Below are 14,490 nucleotides of genomic sequence, written 5' to 3'. Positions count from 1 at the left end.
GCGGAACGGTCGTCTGTCTGCTACGATCGATCTCTTTTGAATAACATCATGTAAGCCATTGCCATATGATAGATAGTGCCGTTTTCCGTGGTGCCGTGCGGGTTGCTTCAGTCTGATAAACATGATCTCGATATGGTTACGTCGCCTATATGGACGCTTGTCGTCAGCAAAGACCACAAGCGATACGCTCTAATTCTGGTCACTCAGACTGAAGTGATTACCAGGCTGCGCAATTCTAGAAATCAGGCTTTCATCATGGCTGATTGCAACAATGCCAAGCTTGCAACGCTCCGTAAGCTCTAGAAGAAGCTGCCATATCTGTGCCTGTGCAACCGGATCGAGTGCCGCAGTGATCTCGTCTGCAATGAGGAAGGCGGGGCTGGCACCAAGAGACCGCAAGATCGAAACTCGCTGTAACTGGCCACCCGATAGTTCATGTGGGTAGCGGGTCTCCCACTCCGTTTCAACGCCAAGCATCCGCGCCAGACCTGCGTCTACAGAACCGGCTTCTTCTACGATTTTTTTGATCTGCCAGCGTGGGTTCATGGCTGTGAGCGGCGATTGATAGAGATATTGTACCGGCCATTTTTTTGTATCCGAAACACTCTCCTGATCGTAGAGAATCTCTCCGCCGGCCGGGCGGTTTAGCCCAGCCAGAATGCGTCCCAGCGTGGTCTTTCCACAGCCAGAAGGGCCCGAAACGCAATAGACCGTACCTAGACTCAATCGCAGCGAAACATGATCGAAAATTATTCGCGAGCCATAGACAGCACTGACATTTCTGGCTTCAAGCATATGCGTAAAAGTCGTTTTGAGGCAAAGCACGCCAAAGCGACTTTGCATATGGGGAGGCAAGCATTTCACCTGTTCCGCTGAACGAAGACGTTGGCGCTACGCAGCACAATTGTCCATCTTTCAGCATTGCAATCCGATCAGCATAAGACAGAACCGGAATCAAATCATGTGTGATCAGCAAAGCTGCGCCACCATTGTCTGCATGAGCACGCAAATGCTTGAGAACAATGTCACGGTTTGCAGGATCAAGTCCGGCGGTCGGTTCATCGGCAATCAGCAGTTTGGCCCCGCCGGACGTTGCTTGTGCCATAAGGACGCGCCGCGCCATGCCTCCGGACAACTGATGCGGGAAAAGTTGAGCCACATCGTCACTTAAACCAACCCGATTGAGACGGTTTTTTATCTCCAATGGCTTTCCGCCACGGAGTGCCGCCCAGCGAACAAGTGCGCCAACATTCGCCGTTGGATCAAGATAGGACGTTTGTTGCGGCAGTAAGGCGATGTTGCGCCCCCGGTGCTCCACCAGATTGTGTTGGTTTAAGAGTTGGCCCTCAAAAGAGACAGTGCCCGTCGCAATGGCATTGGCGGGTAGCAGGCCCAGAATGGCGTGGGCAAGCAGGCTTTTTCCCGCGCCAGAATGCCCGACAAGGGCAACAATCTCTCCTGCCTGGATCGTGAGTGTAATATTGGACAAACGCGTTATGAAATCCTGCCTGAACAAGCCGTTATACCGACGAAATGAAGCGGAAAGATCATCGATTACAAGCATCACAAGTGGGCCTCTCGTGGGCTGATCAGGCGGCGCAAACTATTTGCGAGTGCATCGAAGCAAAGCACCATGATCAATAATGCGACTCCGGGGAAAACGGCAAGCCACCAACGGCCACTACTAATATGTTGCATTGCTTCTGACAGCATGATGCCGATGGCAGGGCGGGATGGTTCCAATCCGAAGCCCAGGAATGTCAGCCCCGCTTCGTGGAGGATCGCATGCGGAAACATCAACAGAAAACCAACAAATATCTGCGGCAGCAAATGCGGAATAATGTGGTTGAGCAGAATAAAGCTTCTTGATTTCCCGAAACTGCGAGATGCTTCAACCCAATGGGCGCCTTTGACCTGAATAAGCTCTGCTCTGAGGATACGTGCAAAACGCGGCCAGTGAGAGACCGCAATGGCGATGATAACAGCACTTGTTCCACCGCCCAGCGCAAAGCTGATCAGGATGAGAAGAACCAAATGTGGCATCGCCAGCATTGCATCGATGATGAAGCTGCCGATTGCATCTGCGGTACGTCCCAAGCCTGACAGAAACACAATGGTGAGTGCAATAACAACCGAAAACCCCGCAGCAAGAATGCCGACGCGAAGACTGAGTGTAAGACCATGCAGTGTACGGGCGAACATATCGCGCCCCATCTGGTCGGTTCCAAACCAGTGAGAGAGTGAGGGCGGCATGTTGCGTATGGCAAACTCGGCACGCACTCCGATGTTGCCATAAGCCCATGCGGCAATAGAAATTGCGCTGATGATTGCCAAGGCAAAGAGAGCATTGATCAGTGCTTTTATGCGTCCATTCAGAGGGACTATGATCATACACCCTCTTTCAGTCTTGGATCGACAACATGATAGAGAAAATCGGCAATCATATTGCCGGTTGAAACGATGATTGTGGTCAGCATCGCAATAGCGAGCAGCAAAGCCACATCACCGCGAACTCCCGCTTCAACGGTGGCGCGCCCCAATCCTGGCCATGTGAAGACCTGTTCCACCAGAATAGCGCCACCTAATATCTCGCCGATTGAGGCGAATAAGACGGTCAAGGCTGGCAGAGCGGCATTGCGTATGCCGTGACGCAGTATGATGTCAAACCGACCTGCACCCTGGGCACGAGCAAAGGTTATGTAGTCTGACTGCAAAACCTCAATCATCTTTGCGCGGGAGTGAAGAGCAATCTGGGCTACGCCGAAAAGGGTCAATGCAGATAGGGGCAGAATGAGATGCTGAAGACGCTCAACAACGCTGATTTGGTCCGAAGGCACTCCAATTGGGCCTGCGCAACAAATTGGCGTCCACCCAAGTTTCACCGAAAAGAACGCGAGCATCAGCATTCCCAGCCAAAACGTCGGTGTAGCAGCCAGAACATAGCAGTAAAGGCGAATGACACGGTCCAGCCAGCGGCCTTCATATGCGGCTGAAATGACGCCAAGGACAAAGCCAAGAATGCCGGATAAAAGCCAGGCGAGGCCGGTCAATGCCAGCGAGGCGCCGAGACGTGTTTCGAGAACTTCGCTCACTGACGTATTGTAGACAATGCTGTAGCCAAGATCACCGGTCAGAACATGGCCAGCCCATCGCAGAAATTGTTCGTAGATTGGCCTATCCAGTCCCCATATTGCAGCGATCTGAATCTTCTGTTCCGGCCCGACATAGGCCATGGCGGGGCCGAGATAAGCATCAACCGGGTCAATAGGCGAACCTTTCATCAGCATAAAAACTGCGAAAGCCACGCATATGACCAGAGCCATAAGACGTAAAATACGTCGTGCCATCAGATTGACCAGGCTGGCATTCACTCGCAGGTCCACCGCCAGCTAGCTATTGTTGCGGTTACAGGCCAGCCGTGTCCATGCGGTTCAATCTGTGTTTTACCAAGATCAAGGCACTTGTTGACGAAATAAACATGGTCAAAATTAGTAAGCCATGCCCAGGAGCTGTCGCCCTTCAACCCATAATAGTCTGCAGCTTGTGACCAAAATGGCATTGAAGCTTCGAGGCTCCCTGCGCCCTGTGCCTTTTCGAACAATGCTTCAACTTGCTCATTGGCATAATAGCTCGGGTTCATATATCCGACACCACCAAGCTTTTCAGCAAATAGACTGTAGAGCTGATAGGGCGAGTGACTGCCAAAGCCGAAGACGACAGGTTCGGAGTGCATGACACGCTGAATTGCGTCCCAGCTTCCACCTCGTGGTGTTGCTTGGATGCCGAGAGGACGCAAAAGTTCAGCCGAAATTTCAGCCAAGGCTTGTCGGGATGCGTCACTGGCAGGATAATGAATCGGGAATTCCGCCCTTACGCCGTCTTTGGAGCGAATTCCGTCATCGCCTGTGACCCAACGTGCTTCATCAAGAATTGCTTTTGCACCATCAAAGTTGAATTCAATCGTGTCCGCCTCACCCGCCCATGGCAATCCATCAGCAGGACCAAATGCTGGCGTTCCGTGACCATGCAACGCGACATCCACGACAAGCTTGCGATCAAGTCCCATGTTAATCGCTTTGCGGATTGCAGGATCAGAAGTCACCGCATTGCCGACTGTGCGGCCGTCCACAACATGCGGCGTTGTGAACGGGAGACTGAGGCCTCGATTGTCCACGGTCTGAACATGCACGGCGTTAAAGCCTTCAGGAATAGCATCGGCAAGCTGAGCCGGCACGGCAACCATATCGACAACACCTGCATTGGCAGCAGCCAACCCCGGTGCTTCACCGGTGAAAAGAAATGTAATTCTCTGAAATGGTCCCTTGTCGCCATAATAAGCATCATTGCGCTCGACAATAAGCTGTTGACCTTCATTCCACGCAACAAATTTATAGGGTCCAGAACCAACAGGCCTTCGTCCGTAATCCAGGCCGTAACTGGCAGCGGGCACAATGCCGAGCGTGTAGAACGCCTCAACAAAGGTGATCCAGGGCTTGTTGAGTGAAATGCGGACAATGTTTTGATCAACAGCCACTGCCTCAACCATAACGCTAAGATCTATGGAGTTGGCCGAAGCTTTTGCCGTGTTGAAAGTAAACGCAACATCTTCTGCTGTAACCGGCGAGCCGTCGGAAAATCTGACATCATCGCGTAGCTCGATTGTCCAGACCTTGCGATCATCTGACAATGTCCAATTGGTTGCAAGATCAGGCTGTGTGTCGAGATTCACGTCCCGGCGCAGCAGGGTGGACTGGAACAGCGGATTTCCATAGCTGCCCCAACCAGCGATAGGGTCAAATCCGTTGTCAGGCTCCCCGCCAATGGCCAATACAAGCGTATCTTTCGGTGCAGCATATGCCGACGTCACAACACCAAGCGCTACAATAGCCGTAACCCAGGCCGATAGCCAAATCATTCCAATCTCCAATATATGATTTTTCCCGATCAGCTTGATTATGGCAATCCATAAATCAATAAATCATACGATCACGCTTGCTTTTTTATTTCATAGTTCATGCAAGACGAAATACAACAAAGCCCGGAATATCTCTATACGGGCTTTGCTGCCATAATACTGGATAATATATTATCCGATTACTTATCCATCTGCTTTTTCATGCCCCAAAGGCTGAAGGCATTTTCTCCGTAGAGACTGTCATCCAGTCCTTCGCGCTGAATTTCATCAGGCACACGCAGATGACCAAATGCATCAAGCAACTTGAGAAGGATTGTCGTGATGATCCATGCATATGCCGCGACAATGACAACAGCCAGAACCTGTACGCCAAGCTGATACGCACTGGCCGATACAGCGTTGATGTGTGAGCTTGCTGTTACGCCAATCAGTATCGCGCCAGTCATGCCGCCAACCCCGTGCGCACGCCAGACCTCCAGCGAGTCATCGATCTTCAGCCATTTCTGCACATATTTGGCATTGAAGCAGACCGAAGCGCCAATTGCACCAATGAGAAGCGCTGTAATCGGCTCTACATATCCCGCCGCAGGCGTAATCGTTGCAAGTCCCGTTACCGCACCAACCAGAACACCGGAGAAAGATGGACGACCAGACTCTTTCCACTCCCAGAACATCCAGACGAGCATGGCAATTGAGCCTGCAAGCATGGTGTTTGTGAATGCATAGGCTGCCAACGCATCAGCTGCATAAGCACCACCCGCGTTAAAGCCAAACCAGCCGAACCATAGAAGACCGGCACCAATTGCAACAAGCGGCAGGCTTGCAGGCTGTGATTCCGTTTGGCCGGGTGCGAGTTTGCGCTTTCCAAGATATTTGGCTGCTGCAAGCGCCGAAAATCCAGCGGAGGCATGAATGACAATGCCGCCAGCAAAATCAACCACGCCGAGCTTTGCCAGAAAGCCGCCGCCCCAGACCCAATGCGCCGCGGGAAGATAAACAAGGATTGTCCAGAAGGCGATAAAGAACAAATAAGCACCGAACTTGAACCGACCGACAAAGGCTCCGGTCATCAGCGCAGGCGTGATGATCGCAAACATCATCTGGTAAGCAAAGACCATGATGAAAGGAACATTGGCTGCATAGGTCGGGTTAGGCTCAATACCGACATGGTACATGCCAAAATAGGTGCTGATGTTACCAATGACACCGCCAATTGACGGGCCAAAAGCCAGACTGAATCCACCGAACACCCAGATGAGACTAACAACGCCCATGCAGACGAAGTTTTGTATCATAATGGAAAGAACATCACGCTGGCGGACGAGGCCACCATAGAATAAGGCCAGTGCCGGTGTCATCATGCACACAAGTGCTGTGCATATTAGAATAAAGGCTGTATCGCCCGCGCTGATAGATTGCATGTTGCCCCCTCTCGGAACCGAAATTCAGAAGAAATTAATTATCTTTGACCAGATGCTGTGTAACTGCCTGGTGCGGATGTGGTGCAAACAGCTTCTTCGGTGCGATGAACAAGTAGAGTGTCAGCACATAAGGAGCCGTGAAAGACGGTAGTCCAATTGGGGACATGATTGCATCATAAGCGCCTTGGATGAAGACCGTGACGATGGTGGCAAGAACCGCATAGGCAATCACTTTTCCATCCGTCTTAAGAAAGATAACGCCCACAGCGATTGCCGTCAGAACGGGACTGAAACCATACAGCCCTTGAATGACAACGGCAGGATCAGCACGCATGCCAATAGCGGTTATCATTGCGATCAGTGATCCCAAGGCCGCCGCAATACCCGCCTGACGAGAAGCCACAAAAATACCGATCAGGATCAGCGCACCGCTGACCTCATTGCCAAGCAGAAAAACCTGCGCAATGTTGCGGAAAAATATTTGCATCAATTCGATATTGCCTGGAATGCTGGCAGCGCCCTGCACATAGTCGGATACGAGCTTGGGGCTGTCGCCAGTTACATCAAGAGCGCCAAAAGAATAGGCTCCGGCCACCATGAGCCACCCGGTCAACACGAATGGCCCCGTTGAGCCGGGTATGCCCCAACTTTTGGTCAGCGTCGCACTGAACGTAGCGGTCATAACCGTACTCAGCGCAGATCCTATGATGATGTAGAACCAGAGTTGCGGTGTTGCTGCGATGAATGTCGGCAGAGCAACACCGACCAGAATGCCGTTGAAGCCAAACAACCCTGAATTAATGGACGGCTTATCGCAATCGAGCAGCTGTGCAGTGAGCGTAGCAATGGTGAGGCCGAGGATAGCGCCGATTGAGGTTGCCCAGATACCTGTCGCGTAAGATGCATAGGCAATCGCCGTAAAAAACAGCAATCCTGTAAGGGCGTTCTCCATAAAGAAAACCTGACCCGCACCGCGCAGAAGTACCAGAGGAAAATTATCCTTTTTCCCGGCCATTGAAGCATCCCCTTTCAATCCAGTTGCAACGTGCTCTATCGCCAGAGAAACTCTTCCGGCAAAGTACGCCCACGCACTTCTTCACGAACAATCTTCCAGAAATTTCGAACCTCTGCACGAACATCATAACTCTCAATGCCTACCGCACGCAGTATAAGGCCGGCATGGTTTGGCAGCATCGACACGCCGGAAATCGCGCGTGGTGCCTCGGTGCTGAAGCTAACCTGCGTGCGTTCTTTAATCCGTGCGGCAACATCGGGGGGCGTTAGGCAGACAATATTTGCAAAGGCATCGAAACCGCGCATGACAGCGGCAAAATCAATGGTTGGATTACCCTTCTCGATCAGAACCTTGTCTGTGAACAGGCGCTTGCCATCCGGCCGCTTCGCCGAAACAAACATGGAAAGCAGATCGAACCCAAAACGCTCGCTTTCATGATGATGCTTGCGCCCCGTCATCATCATTTCGCCATAGAGAAGCGTTGCGCTCTCATCGATGACAATATCCGTATGATTGATGAAGCGCGAATTGCGGTAAGGGATTGTGAAGTCGGGCAGATATTCGAGATATGTGCCTGCCTCCAGAGTCACGGTCTGATATTGCGAGGCATAATTCGCGTCCATTTGATGAACACGATTGGCCCCCTGTGATGACACCTGTGCGCAAGCGCCCTCACCGACGTGAATATCGATCTTGTAACGATCGCCCTGCAAGATACCGCCACCAATCGAGATGATCGAACAGATTGGCAATTCTGGCATGGCTTCATCCCAATAAAGCGCCTGTTGAACCAGAAGCGGTGCCACACGGTAAAGATCGTGCAGCACCGAGCGACCATGGCGAACTGAAAATCCCAGGCGCAATTCACCGACTTTGCCCGGACCGGCAGCGCGCATTTGCGAGGGCTGCGTCTGAAATTCTTTCAGTTCTCTGGCAGCATCAAGCCGGGTTAGTCGCTCGTGAAGGCTCATGACATTACCCAGCCGTTTGATCGGCCAGAACCGGCTTAACGTCAAACAGTGCCATATCAAGGATCAGCCGCATCAAATCATCAATGCCCTCACCGGTTTTGCAATTGGTGAAAACAAAGGGCTTCTTGCCGCGCATCAGCTTTGAATCGCGATCCATAACCTCAAGGCTCGCGCCGACATAAGGTGCAAGATCCTTTTTGTTGATGATGAGAATATCCGACTGACAAACGCCTGCGCCATTTTTGCGCGGAATTTTGTCACCAGCGGCCACATCAATCACGTAGATGAAAAAATCTGCAAGGGCCGGGCTGAACGTTAAAGTCAGATTGTCACCGCCCGATTCAATCAGGATCACATCGCTATCAGGATATTTTTCTTCCAGCTCTTCCACAGCGGCGATGTTCATTGAAGGATCTTCACGAACAGCAGTATGTGGACAAGCGCCGGTTTCAACGCCGACGATCTTTTCCTCAATCAGAATGCCATTGAGCGTGCGTCGCACTTGCTTGGCATCTTCTGTGGTCACAACGTCATTGGTGATGATGAGAGGCTTGATACCCATTTCGATCAGCCGTGGCGTAATCGTTTCAATAACCGCCGTTTTGCCTGATCCAACAGGGCCACCAATACCAATACGCGTAATTTTTTTCATGGTTTATTCCCGCTTGAATTTCCTGAAGTGACCCCGTTTGCGGAGACGCACGCTAATTCATAAACAGTCGGACATGCGCCTTTGTGTGATGGGCAACCAGAACATCGAAGATCGGCGCAAAACTGGACATTTCATCCAGTTCCAGACCACGCACATCATCATAGTCGCTCGCAACTCGATTTTGAGAAGCAAATAATATGCGTTGCGTTTCGAGATGATCGATCCGCATCAGGCGTGTAGCAGCGCTCAGAACCATCGACGCAACGCCATATTGGTGTACGACAAAGGCCTGTTTTTCATCCGCGCCCATATGCGCCAGCGCCAAAGCCTGACCGATCGGAAAACACCCCGGTGTCACACCGGATTTGATATCTTTCAGCCAGCCATCAAGTGGTGGAAAATCGCTGATCCTGAGTGACAATTCAGCAAACTTTTTGCCCATCCTCGCGAGCATCATTTGCTGCTCTTCCCCAATTCGGCGGTTCCATATCTCGTGATCGGCGGCAAGCACGCTTTCATACTCGCCTGCCAATATGGCGCGATGCGCATGAAGAAACGCGATGCCATCCATGCGGGCGGCTTGACGCACCACTAGCTCGACAAACTGATGCAGACTTGCCGGGTTGGTAACAACCTCGGTTTGCAACGCTGATTCAAGCCCGTTTGAAAATGCGAATGCACCAACCGGCAAGGTTGAATCTGAAAATTGCAGTAACCTCGCCAAAAGAACCATATCCTTGGCCGACCCCGGTTCCTTGTTCTGTATGAGTGACATGACTTACCTGTGATGATGGCCGTGCCCAGTGTCATGCGAATGATCATGATCGTGGGAATGGTCATGACTATGTTCATGCGTATGCGTCTCTGAGCCGTGATTGTGCTCATGAGAATGCTTGTTCAAATCATGATGATGATGATGCGGGGTCGCGTCTGCACCTGCAAAGAGCATGCGAATTTCTTTTGCATCAAGCTTGGCAGCGATTTCCTCACCCGGAGCAAAGTAGGTCTTCACCCGTTCAAAGGCGTGCGTTCGCATGACCGATGCCATGACCTTCTGATCAACCGACAGTGGAACGTAAACGGTCGAGCCTTTGATCACGGCTGGCCAATGCTGGTTCCCCAGACCATGGCCAAGCTCAAAACAGATGCGCAGAATTTCCTGCGGCGCAAGCTCTTCCAGTCCTTCAAGCTCGATAACCATCACTTCTTTAAGTGCAATGCGTGCGACGACAATGAGCTGTCTGTCTTCGTCATAGTGAAGCACATCACCATCATGCAGATGCTCGGATCGCGGCAGAGAAATAGCAAGTTCAAAGCCGCTCTCACTTGCCTTGCGCAGACGGCTTTTCGGTGCCTCCCATTGTTCAAGGACAAGGTAGTCAACCTGCGCATGATGTGAACGATCATGCCACACGGAATCCTTGATGTTACCGAGGGTTTTCTCAATGAGAATCATAATTCCTCCAGAGGCGTATGCTTTGTGTCGGCAACCAAAAATGCCCATAAGACAGGCACTTCGGTTATTGCATTTCAAATTGAACGCAGGAGGGAGTGCGCCGCCCTCTTTTGAGCTTCACATCAGCTGAAAAAGTAAAGCTGCGTCAAAGGCACGTTGGTAGCTGGCTCGACGGTGGCATGCTTGCCGTCTACCGTAACCGCAAATGTTTCCGGATTAACTTCGATGGTTGGCAACGCATTGTTGCGGACCATCGAACTTTTGCTGATGGAGCGTGTTCCAGAAACAGGCATGACCTGAGATTTCAGCTCATAACGGTCAGCAATGCCAGCATCAAAAGCGGCAAGAGATGTAAAAGTCACCCGGGTTTTCGGCAAAGCGGAACCCATTGCACCGTACATCGGACGATAAGTAACCGGCTGCGGCGTTGGCAGCGATGCATTGGGATCACCCATCAGCGCCCATGAAATCATGCCGCCTTTGATGACCATCTTTGGCTTTGCGCCAAAAAATGCCGGCTCCCATAGAACCAGATCAGCCATCTTGCCAATTTCAACGGAGCCAATCACATTTGACACGCCCTGCGCGATGGCCGGGTTGATTGTTACCTTGGCAACAAAACGCAGCACACGCTCGTTGTCATTGCCCGACTTGTCACCCTTATAAGCACCGAAGCGGGTCTTCATCAGATGCGCGGTCTGAATGGTCCGCATCCAGTTTTCACCGACACGTCCCATAGCCTGACTGTCACTGGAGAGAATGGAAATTGCGCCAATATCGTGCAAAACGTTTTCAGCAGCAATGGTTTCCGGACGTACGCGGCTTTCAGCAAATGCCACGTCGGTGGGGATTTTCGGGCTCAGATTGTGACAGATCATCGTCATGTCAAACAATTCGGCCTGCGAATTGATGCCATAGGGCAATGTCGGATTGGTTGAGCTCGGAATGACGTTTGGCTGACCGGCAACACGAATGATGTCTGGCGCGTGTCCGCCGCCAGCACCTTCCGTATGATAGGTGTGAATGGTGCGGCCTTCGAAAGCGGCAATCGTATTTTCAACAAAACCTGCTTCGTTGAGCGTATCGGTGTGAATACAAACCTGAACGTCATATTCATCAGCAATGGTAAGGGATGTGCGGATAGCTTCCGGCGTGCTGCCCCAGTCTTCGTGGATTTTAAGACCCATTGCGCCAGCTTCTATTTGCTCTTTGATAGAAACAAGCGACGAAGAGTTGCCTTTGCCAAGAACGCCAGCATTGACCGGCCATGAATCGAACGAACGCAACATCATTTCGATGTTCCAGGTTCCAGGCGTAATGGTTGTGCCGTTGGTACCGTCAGTTGGCCCGACGCCACCGCCAAACAGTGTGGTCACACCATTGCTCAATGCAGCTTCAGCCTGTTGCGGCGAAATGAAGTGGACGTGCGCATCAATGCCGCCAGCGGTCAGGATCAGATGCTCACCCGAGATCGCATCGGTCCCCGGTCCAAGTGGCAGCGTGACACCAGACATGGTCGACGGATTGCCGGCCTTACCGATCCCGTAAATCAAGCCGTTTTTGATACCGACATCAGCCTTGATGACGCCCAGAACAGCATCCAGAATTGTAACGTTGGTGATAACAAGATCCGGAGCGCCCGCTGCGCTCGTAAGTTCATTGTCAAAGCCCATGCCGTCGCGCAGCGTCTTGCCGCCGCCATAAACAGCTTCTTCGCCATAAACACGAAGGTCTTTTTCAATTTCAATGTAAAGATCAGTATCGCCCAGGCGAATCTGGTCACCGGTCGTCGGACCGTACAGATCCGAGTATTGCTGCCTTGAAATCTTAGCCATCATAACATCCTGTTCACTGATAGGGGAGCCAGCAATTACGGCTTGTTCTTGAAGCCATATTTTGCAACGCGTTCCATTGCATCTGCCAGGCGTGGACGGGAATCATTGTGGCTCTCGTCGCCAACCCAACCATTCACCAGACCGTTAAAACCAAGCACGCGCTGCTTGCCCTGGTAAGGAACAAGAACCACCTGTTTCTCATCGCCCGGCTCAAATCGAAGAGCGGTCGTTGCTGGTATGTTCAGGCGTTTACCGAAGGCTTGCTCTCGATCAAATTCCAGATCAGCATTCACTTCAAAAAAATGATAGTGCGAACCCACCTGAATGGGACGATCGCCAGTATTGCGCACTTTCATGGTCGTCGTCGGATAACCGGCATTAATTTCAATATCGCCCTTGCCGAGAACCAGACCTCCAACAGGAGTCTTTACTTTATCTGCAGCCATAGCTGAGCCTCCATGTTGAATTTACTGAATAGGATCGTGAACGGTAACCAAGCGACTGCCATCGGTAAAAACGGCCTCAACCTGTACGTAAGGAACCATCTCGACAACGCCGTCCATCACATCGTCTTTTGTAATGGTTTTGCGCGCGAGCTCCATCACCTCTTCAAGTGTTTTTCCGGCACGTGCACCATCAAGCGCTGCCACAGCAATCAACGAGACAGTTTCAGGATGATTGAGTTTCAAGCCCTCATCCTTACGGCGCTGCGCGACCATCGCGAGCATGTGAATCATAAGCTTGTCAATTTCTCGGGGTGTAAAATGCATATGTAACCTCCGTGCCAGAACAGGGGAGATCGGCATAAACTAAGCCCACCAAATTTACCCCCTAAGTAAAGTTAGCAATCTATTATTTGGTGGGCAATAACCCTTTCACGCTAAACGTCCCTGAATAAAACGGGCGGTAAAGCGCCTTGGGAAATCCAGAGGGTCCAATATTATTCAATTCTTTAATGATAAAACCGGATACGCCAGCGAATATTCATGAGGGGATGTGGTTTGACGGACCCTCCCCCCGCCACTTCGGTATGAAACCGCGAACGTCGATTTCCCTCCTATGATGACTGCCAGTGTCTTCAACAGGTTGCTTTTGCTGCCTTTGATTTAGATCACGTTGCCCGCAACCTCGCGTGCTGGGCGAAAGCCCAGACGTGTTCCCGCCGATAACCCCTTTTTAAGCCGAAGGGGGTGCGGGCTTCACTCGCCAGTTCCCGCACGGCTGCTGTAGCGCGCAAAAATTCTCTTCCGGCGCGCAACATTCCTTTTCCGCAACTTCAAAGGTAGATCAGAAGTTCAATTGTGCAGGCTTTGCACCCAATAATAGGCGGTCTTCCGGATCCGCCTCTCATGTCAGTCGCGATCGGCGGACTGGACAATCTCCTGCCGCAATTGGTCGACTTTCGCTCCGGCCCACTGGCGGGCGTCGTCGCCGAACACGAGCCGCGATGGCGCCTCGCTTTGCGAAGCAAGCGCCACGATCCGCGCGGCGAGCAACTTCGGATCGCCCGGCTGGTTGCCATTGGCCCCGTCCACGAAGGCGCGATATTCCGCAATCGCATCGGCATAGTCCGGGATGTCGATGCTGCCGAAGCGCGCCGACTTGCTGTCCATGAAGTCTGTGCGCAGCATCCCCGGCTCGACCAGAAGCGAGCGGACGCCCAGCGGGGCCAGTTCCTGGGCAAAGCCGTCCATCCATCCCTCGACTGCGAACTTTGACGCCGAGTAGACCGAACCGCCGCCGTTGGAGACCAGCCCGCTGACCGATGAGATGGTGACGATGAGGCCGAAGCGACGCACACGCATGTAGGGGGCGACCGCACGCGCGACGTTCATCGTGCCGAACACATTGACCTCGAACTGACGCCGCACCGCGGCATCGGTGAAGGTCTCGAAGAAACCCAGTTCCGCATAGCCGGCATTGTTAACCAGCACATCGATCGCACCGAACCGCTCAGTGACCTCGGCGGCGACCGCGTTCGCGGCTTTGGCGTCGGTGATATCGAGCGCCAGCGCATGCAGGCGGTCGTGTACGCCCCCAAAGGCATCGCGCACCGCATCAGCTGACCGCGCCGTTGCCACGACTGTTTCGCCAGCACCGAGCGCTGCGCGCGTGATCTCGCGTCCGAGTCCCCGGCTTGCGCCCGTCACCAGCCAGATCCTGCTCATCGTCCGCTCCTCGTTTCCATTGTCACGGATTATGTAGCTATACTAATTGATCGAGAT

Annotated in this window: 15 protein-coding genes; all 15 read right to left on the bottom strand. The window is 52.3% G+C overall.

The genetic code is table 11. From position 1 onward, the window contains the following. Positions 1–189 precede the first annotated feature (189 nt). Positions 190–795 (bottom strand): ABC transporter ATP-binding protein, encoded by a 606-nt coding sequence (locus FPY71_RS02580; protein ID WP_188052181.1) that lies wholly within the window; start codon positions 793–795, stop codon positions 190–192. Next, the gene (locus FPY71_RS02575) at positions 788–1,564 is read right to left on the bottom strand and encodes an ATP-binding cassette domain-containing protein (RefSeq protein WP_149297342.1); all 777 of its coding nucleotides are present in this window, start codon (positions 1,562–1,564) and stop codon (positions 788–790) included. The genes FPY71_RS02580 and FPY71_RS02575 overlap by 8 nt, the downstream gene beginning before the upstream one ends. Then, on the bottom strand, positions 1,564–2,214 hold the full coding sequence (locus FPY71_RS02570; RefSeq protein WP_246160103.1) for an ABC transporter permease: 651 nt from the start codon (positions 2,212–2,214) through the stop codon (positions 1,564–1,566). The genes FPY71_RS02575 and FPY71_RS02570 overlap by 1 nt, the downstream gene beginning before the upstream one ends. Positions 2,215–2,387: 173 nt before the next feature. Then, positions 2,388–3,281 (bottom strand): ABC transporter permease, encoded by an 894-nt coding sequence (locus tag FPY71_RS02565; protein WP_342791221.1) that lies wholly within the window; start codon positions 3,279–3,281, stop codon positions 2,388–2,390. 86 nt (positions 3,282–3,367) lie between these two features. Further along, positions 3,368–4,915 carry an ABC transporter substrate-binding protein gene (locus FPY71_RS02560; RefSeq protein ID WP_149297338.1) on the bottom strand — a complete coding sequence of 516 codons (1,548 nt, stop codon included), beginning with the start codon at positions 4,913–4,915 and terminating at the stop codon, positions 3,368–3,370. A 179-nt stretch (positions 4,916–5,094) separates the two neighbouring features. Further along, positions 5,095–6,336: an ammonium transporter gene (locus FPY71_RS02555; RefSeq protein ID WP_149297336.1), complete on the bottom strand. Its 1,242-nt coding sequence runs from the start codon at positions 6,334–6,336 to the stop codon at positions 5,095–5,097. A gap of 34 nt (positions 6,337–6,370) precedes the next feature. Continuing rightward, a complete protein-coding gene (yut, locus tag FPY71_RS02550) occupies positions 6,371–7,351 on the bottom strand; it encodes an urea transporter (protein ID WP_149297334.1) in 981 nt (326 codons plus the stop codon). Between the two features lie 35 nt (positions 7,352–7,386). Further along, positions 7,387–8,322, bottom strand: a complete 936-nt coding sequence (locus tag FPY71_RS02545) for an urease accessory protein UreD (protein ID WP_149297332.1) — start codon at positions 8,320–8,322, stop codon at positions 7,387–7,389. 4 nt (positions 8,323–8,326) lie between these two features. Further along, a complete protein-coding gene (gene ureG / locus FPY71_RS02540; protein WP_149297330.1) occupies positions 8,327–8,974 on the bottom strand; it encodes an urease accessory protein UreG in 648 nt (215 codons plus the stop codon). Positions 8,975–9,026: 52 nt separating this feature from the next. Continuing rightward, positions 9,027–9,749: an urease accessory protein UreF gene (locus FPY71_RS02535; protein ID WP_246160102.1), complete on the bottom strand. Its 723-nt coding sequence runs from the start codon at positions 9,747–9,749 to the stop codon at positions 9,027–9,029. Between the two features lie 3 nt (positions 9,750–9,752). Continuing rightward, on the bottom strand, positions 9,753–10,430 hold the full coding sequence (locus tag FPY71_RS02530) for an urease accessory protein UreE (RefSeq protein ID WP_149297327.1): 678 nt from the start codon (positions 10,428–10,430) through the stop codon (positions 9,753–9,755). Between the two features lie 122 nt (positions 10,431–10,552). Next, complete coding sequence (locus FPY71_RS02525; RefSeq protein WP_149297325.1) at positions 10,553–12,265, bottom strand: urease subunit alpha; 1,713 nt, start codon at positions 12,263–12,265, stop codon at positions 10,553–10,555. 35 nt (positions 12,266–12,300) lie between these two features. After that, positions 12,301–12,711, bottom strand: a complete 411-nt coding sequence (locus FPY71_RS02520; protein ID WP_149297323.1) for an urease subunit beta — start codon at positions 12,709–12,711, stop codon at positions 12,301–12,303. 21 nt (positions 12,712–12,732) lie between these two features. After that, a complete protein-coding gene (locus FPY71_RS02515; protein ID WP_149297321.1) occupies positions 12,733–13,035 on the bottom strand; it encodes an urease subunit gamma in 303 nt (100 codons plus the stop codon). Between the two features lie 582 nt (positions 13,036–13,617). Next, positions 13,618–14,433 carry an SDR family NAD(P)-dependent oxidoreductase gene (locus FPY71_RS02510; RefSeq protein WP_149297319.1) on the bottom strand — a complete coding sequence of 272 codons (816 nt, stop codon included), beginning with the start codon at positions 14,431–14,433 and terminating at the stop codon, positions 13,618–13,620. Positions 14,434–14,490: the final 57 nt, after the last annotated feature.

The sequence above is a fragment of the Aureimonas fodinaquatilis genome (assembly GCF_008369445.1).
Classification (GTDB): domain Bacteria; phylum Pseudomonadota; class Alphaproteobacteria; order Rhizobiales; family Rhizobiaceae; genus Aureimonas; species Aureimonas fodinaquatilis.
The sequence above is the reverse complement of the archived record's forward strand: the minus strand, read 5'-3'. Positions and strand labels throughout refer to the sequence as shown.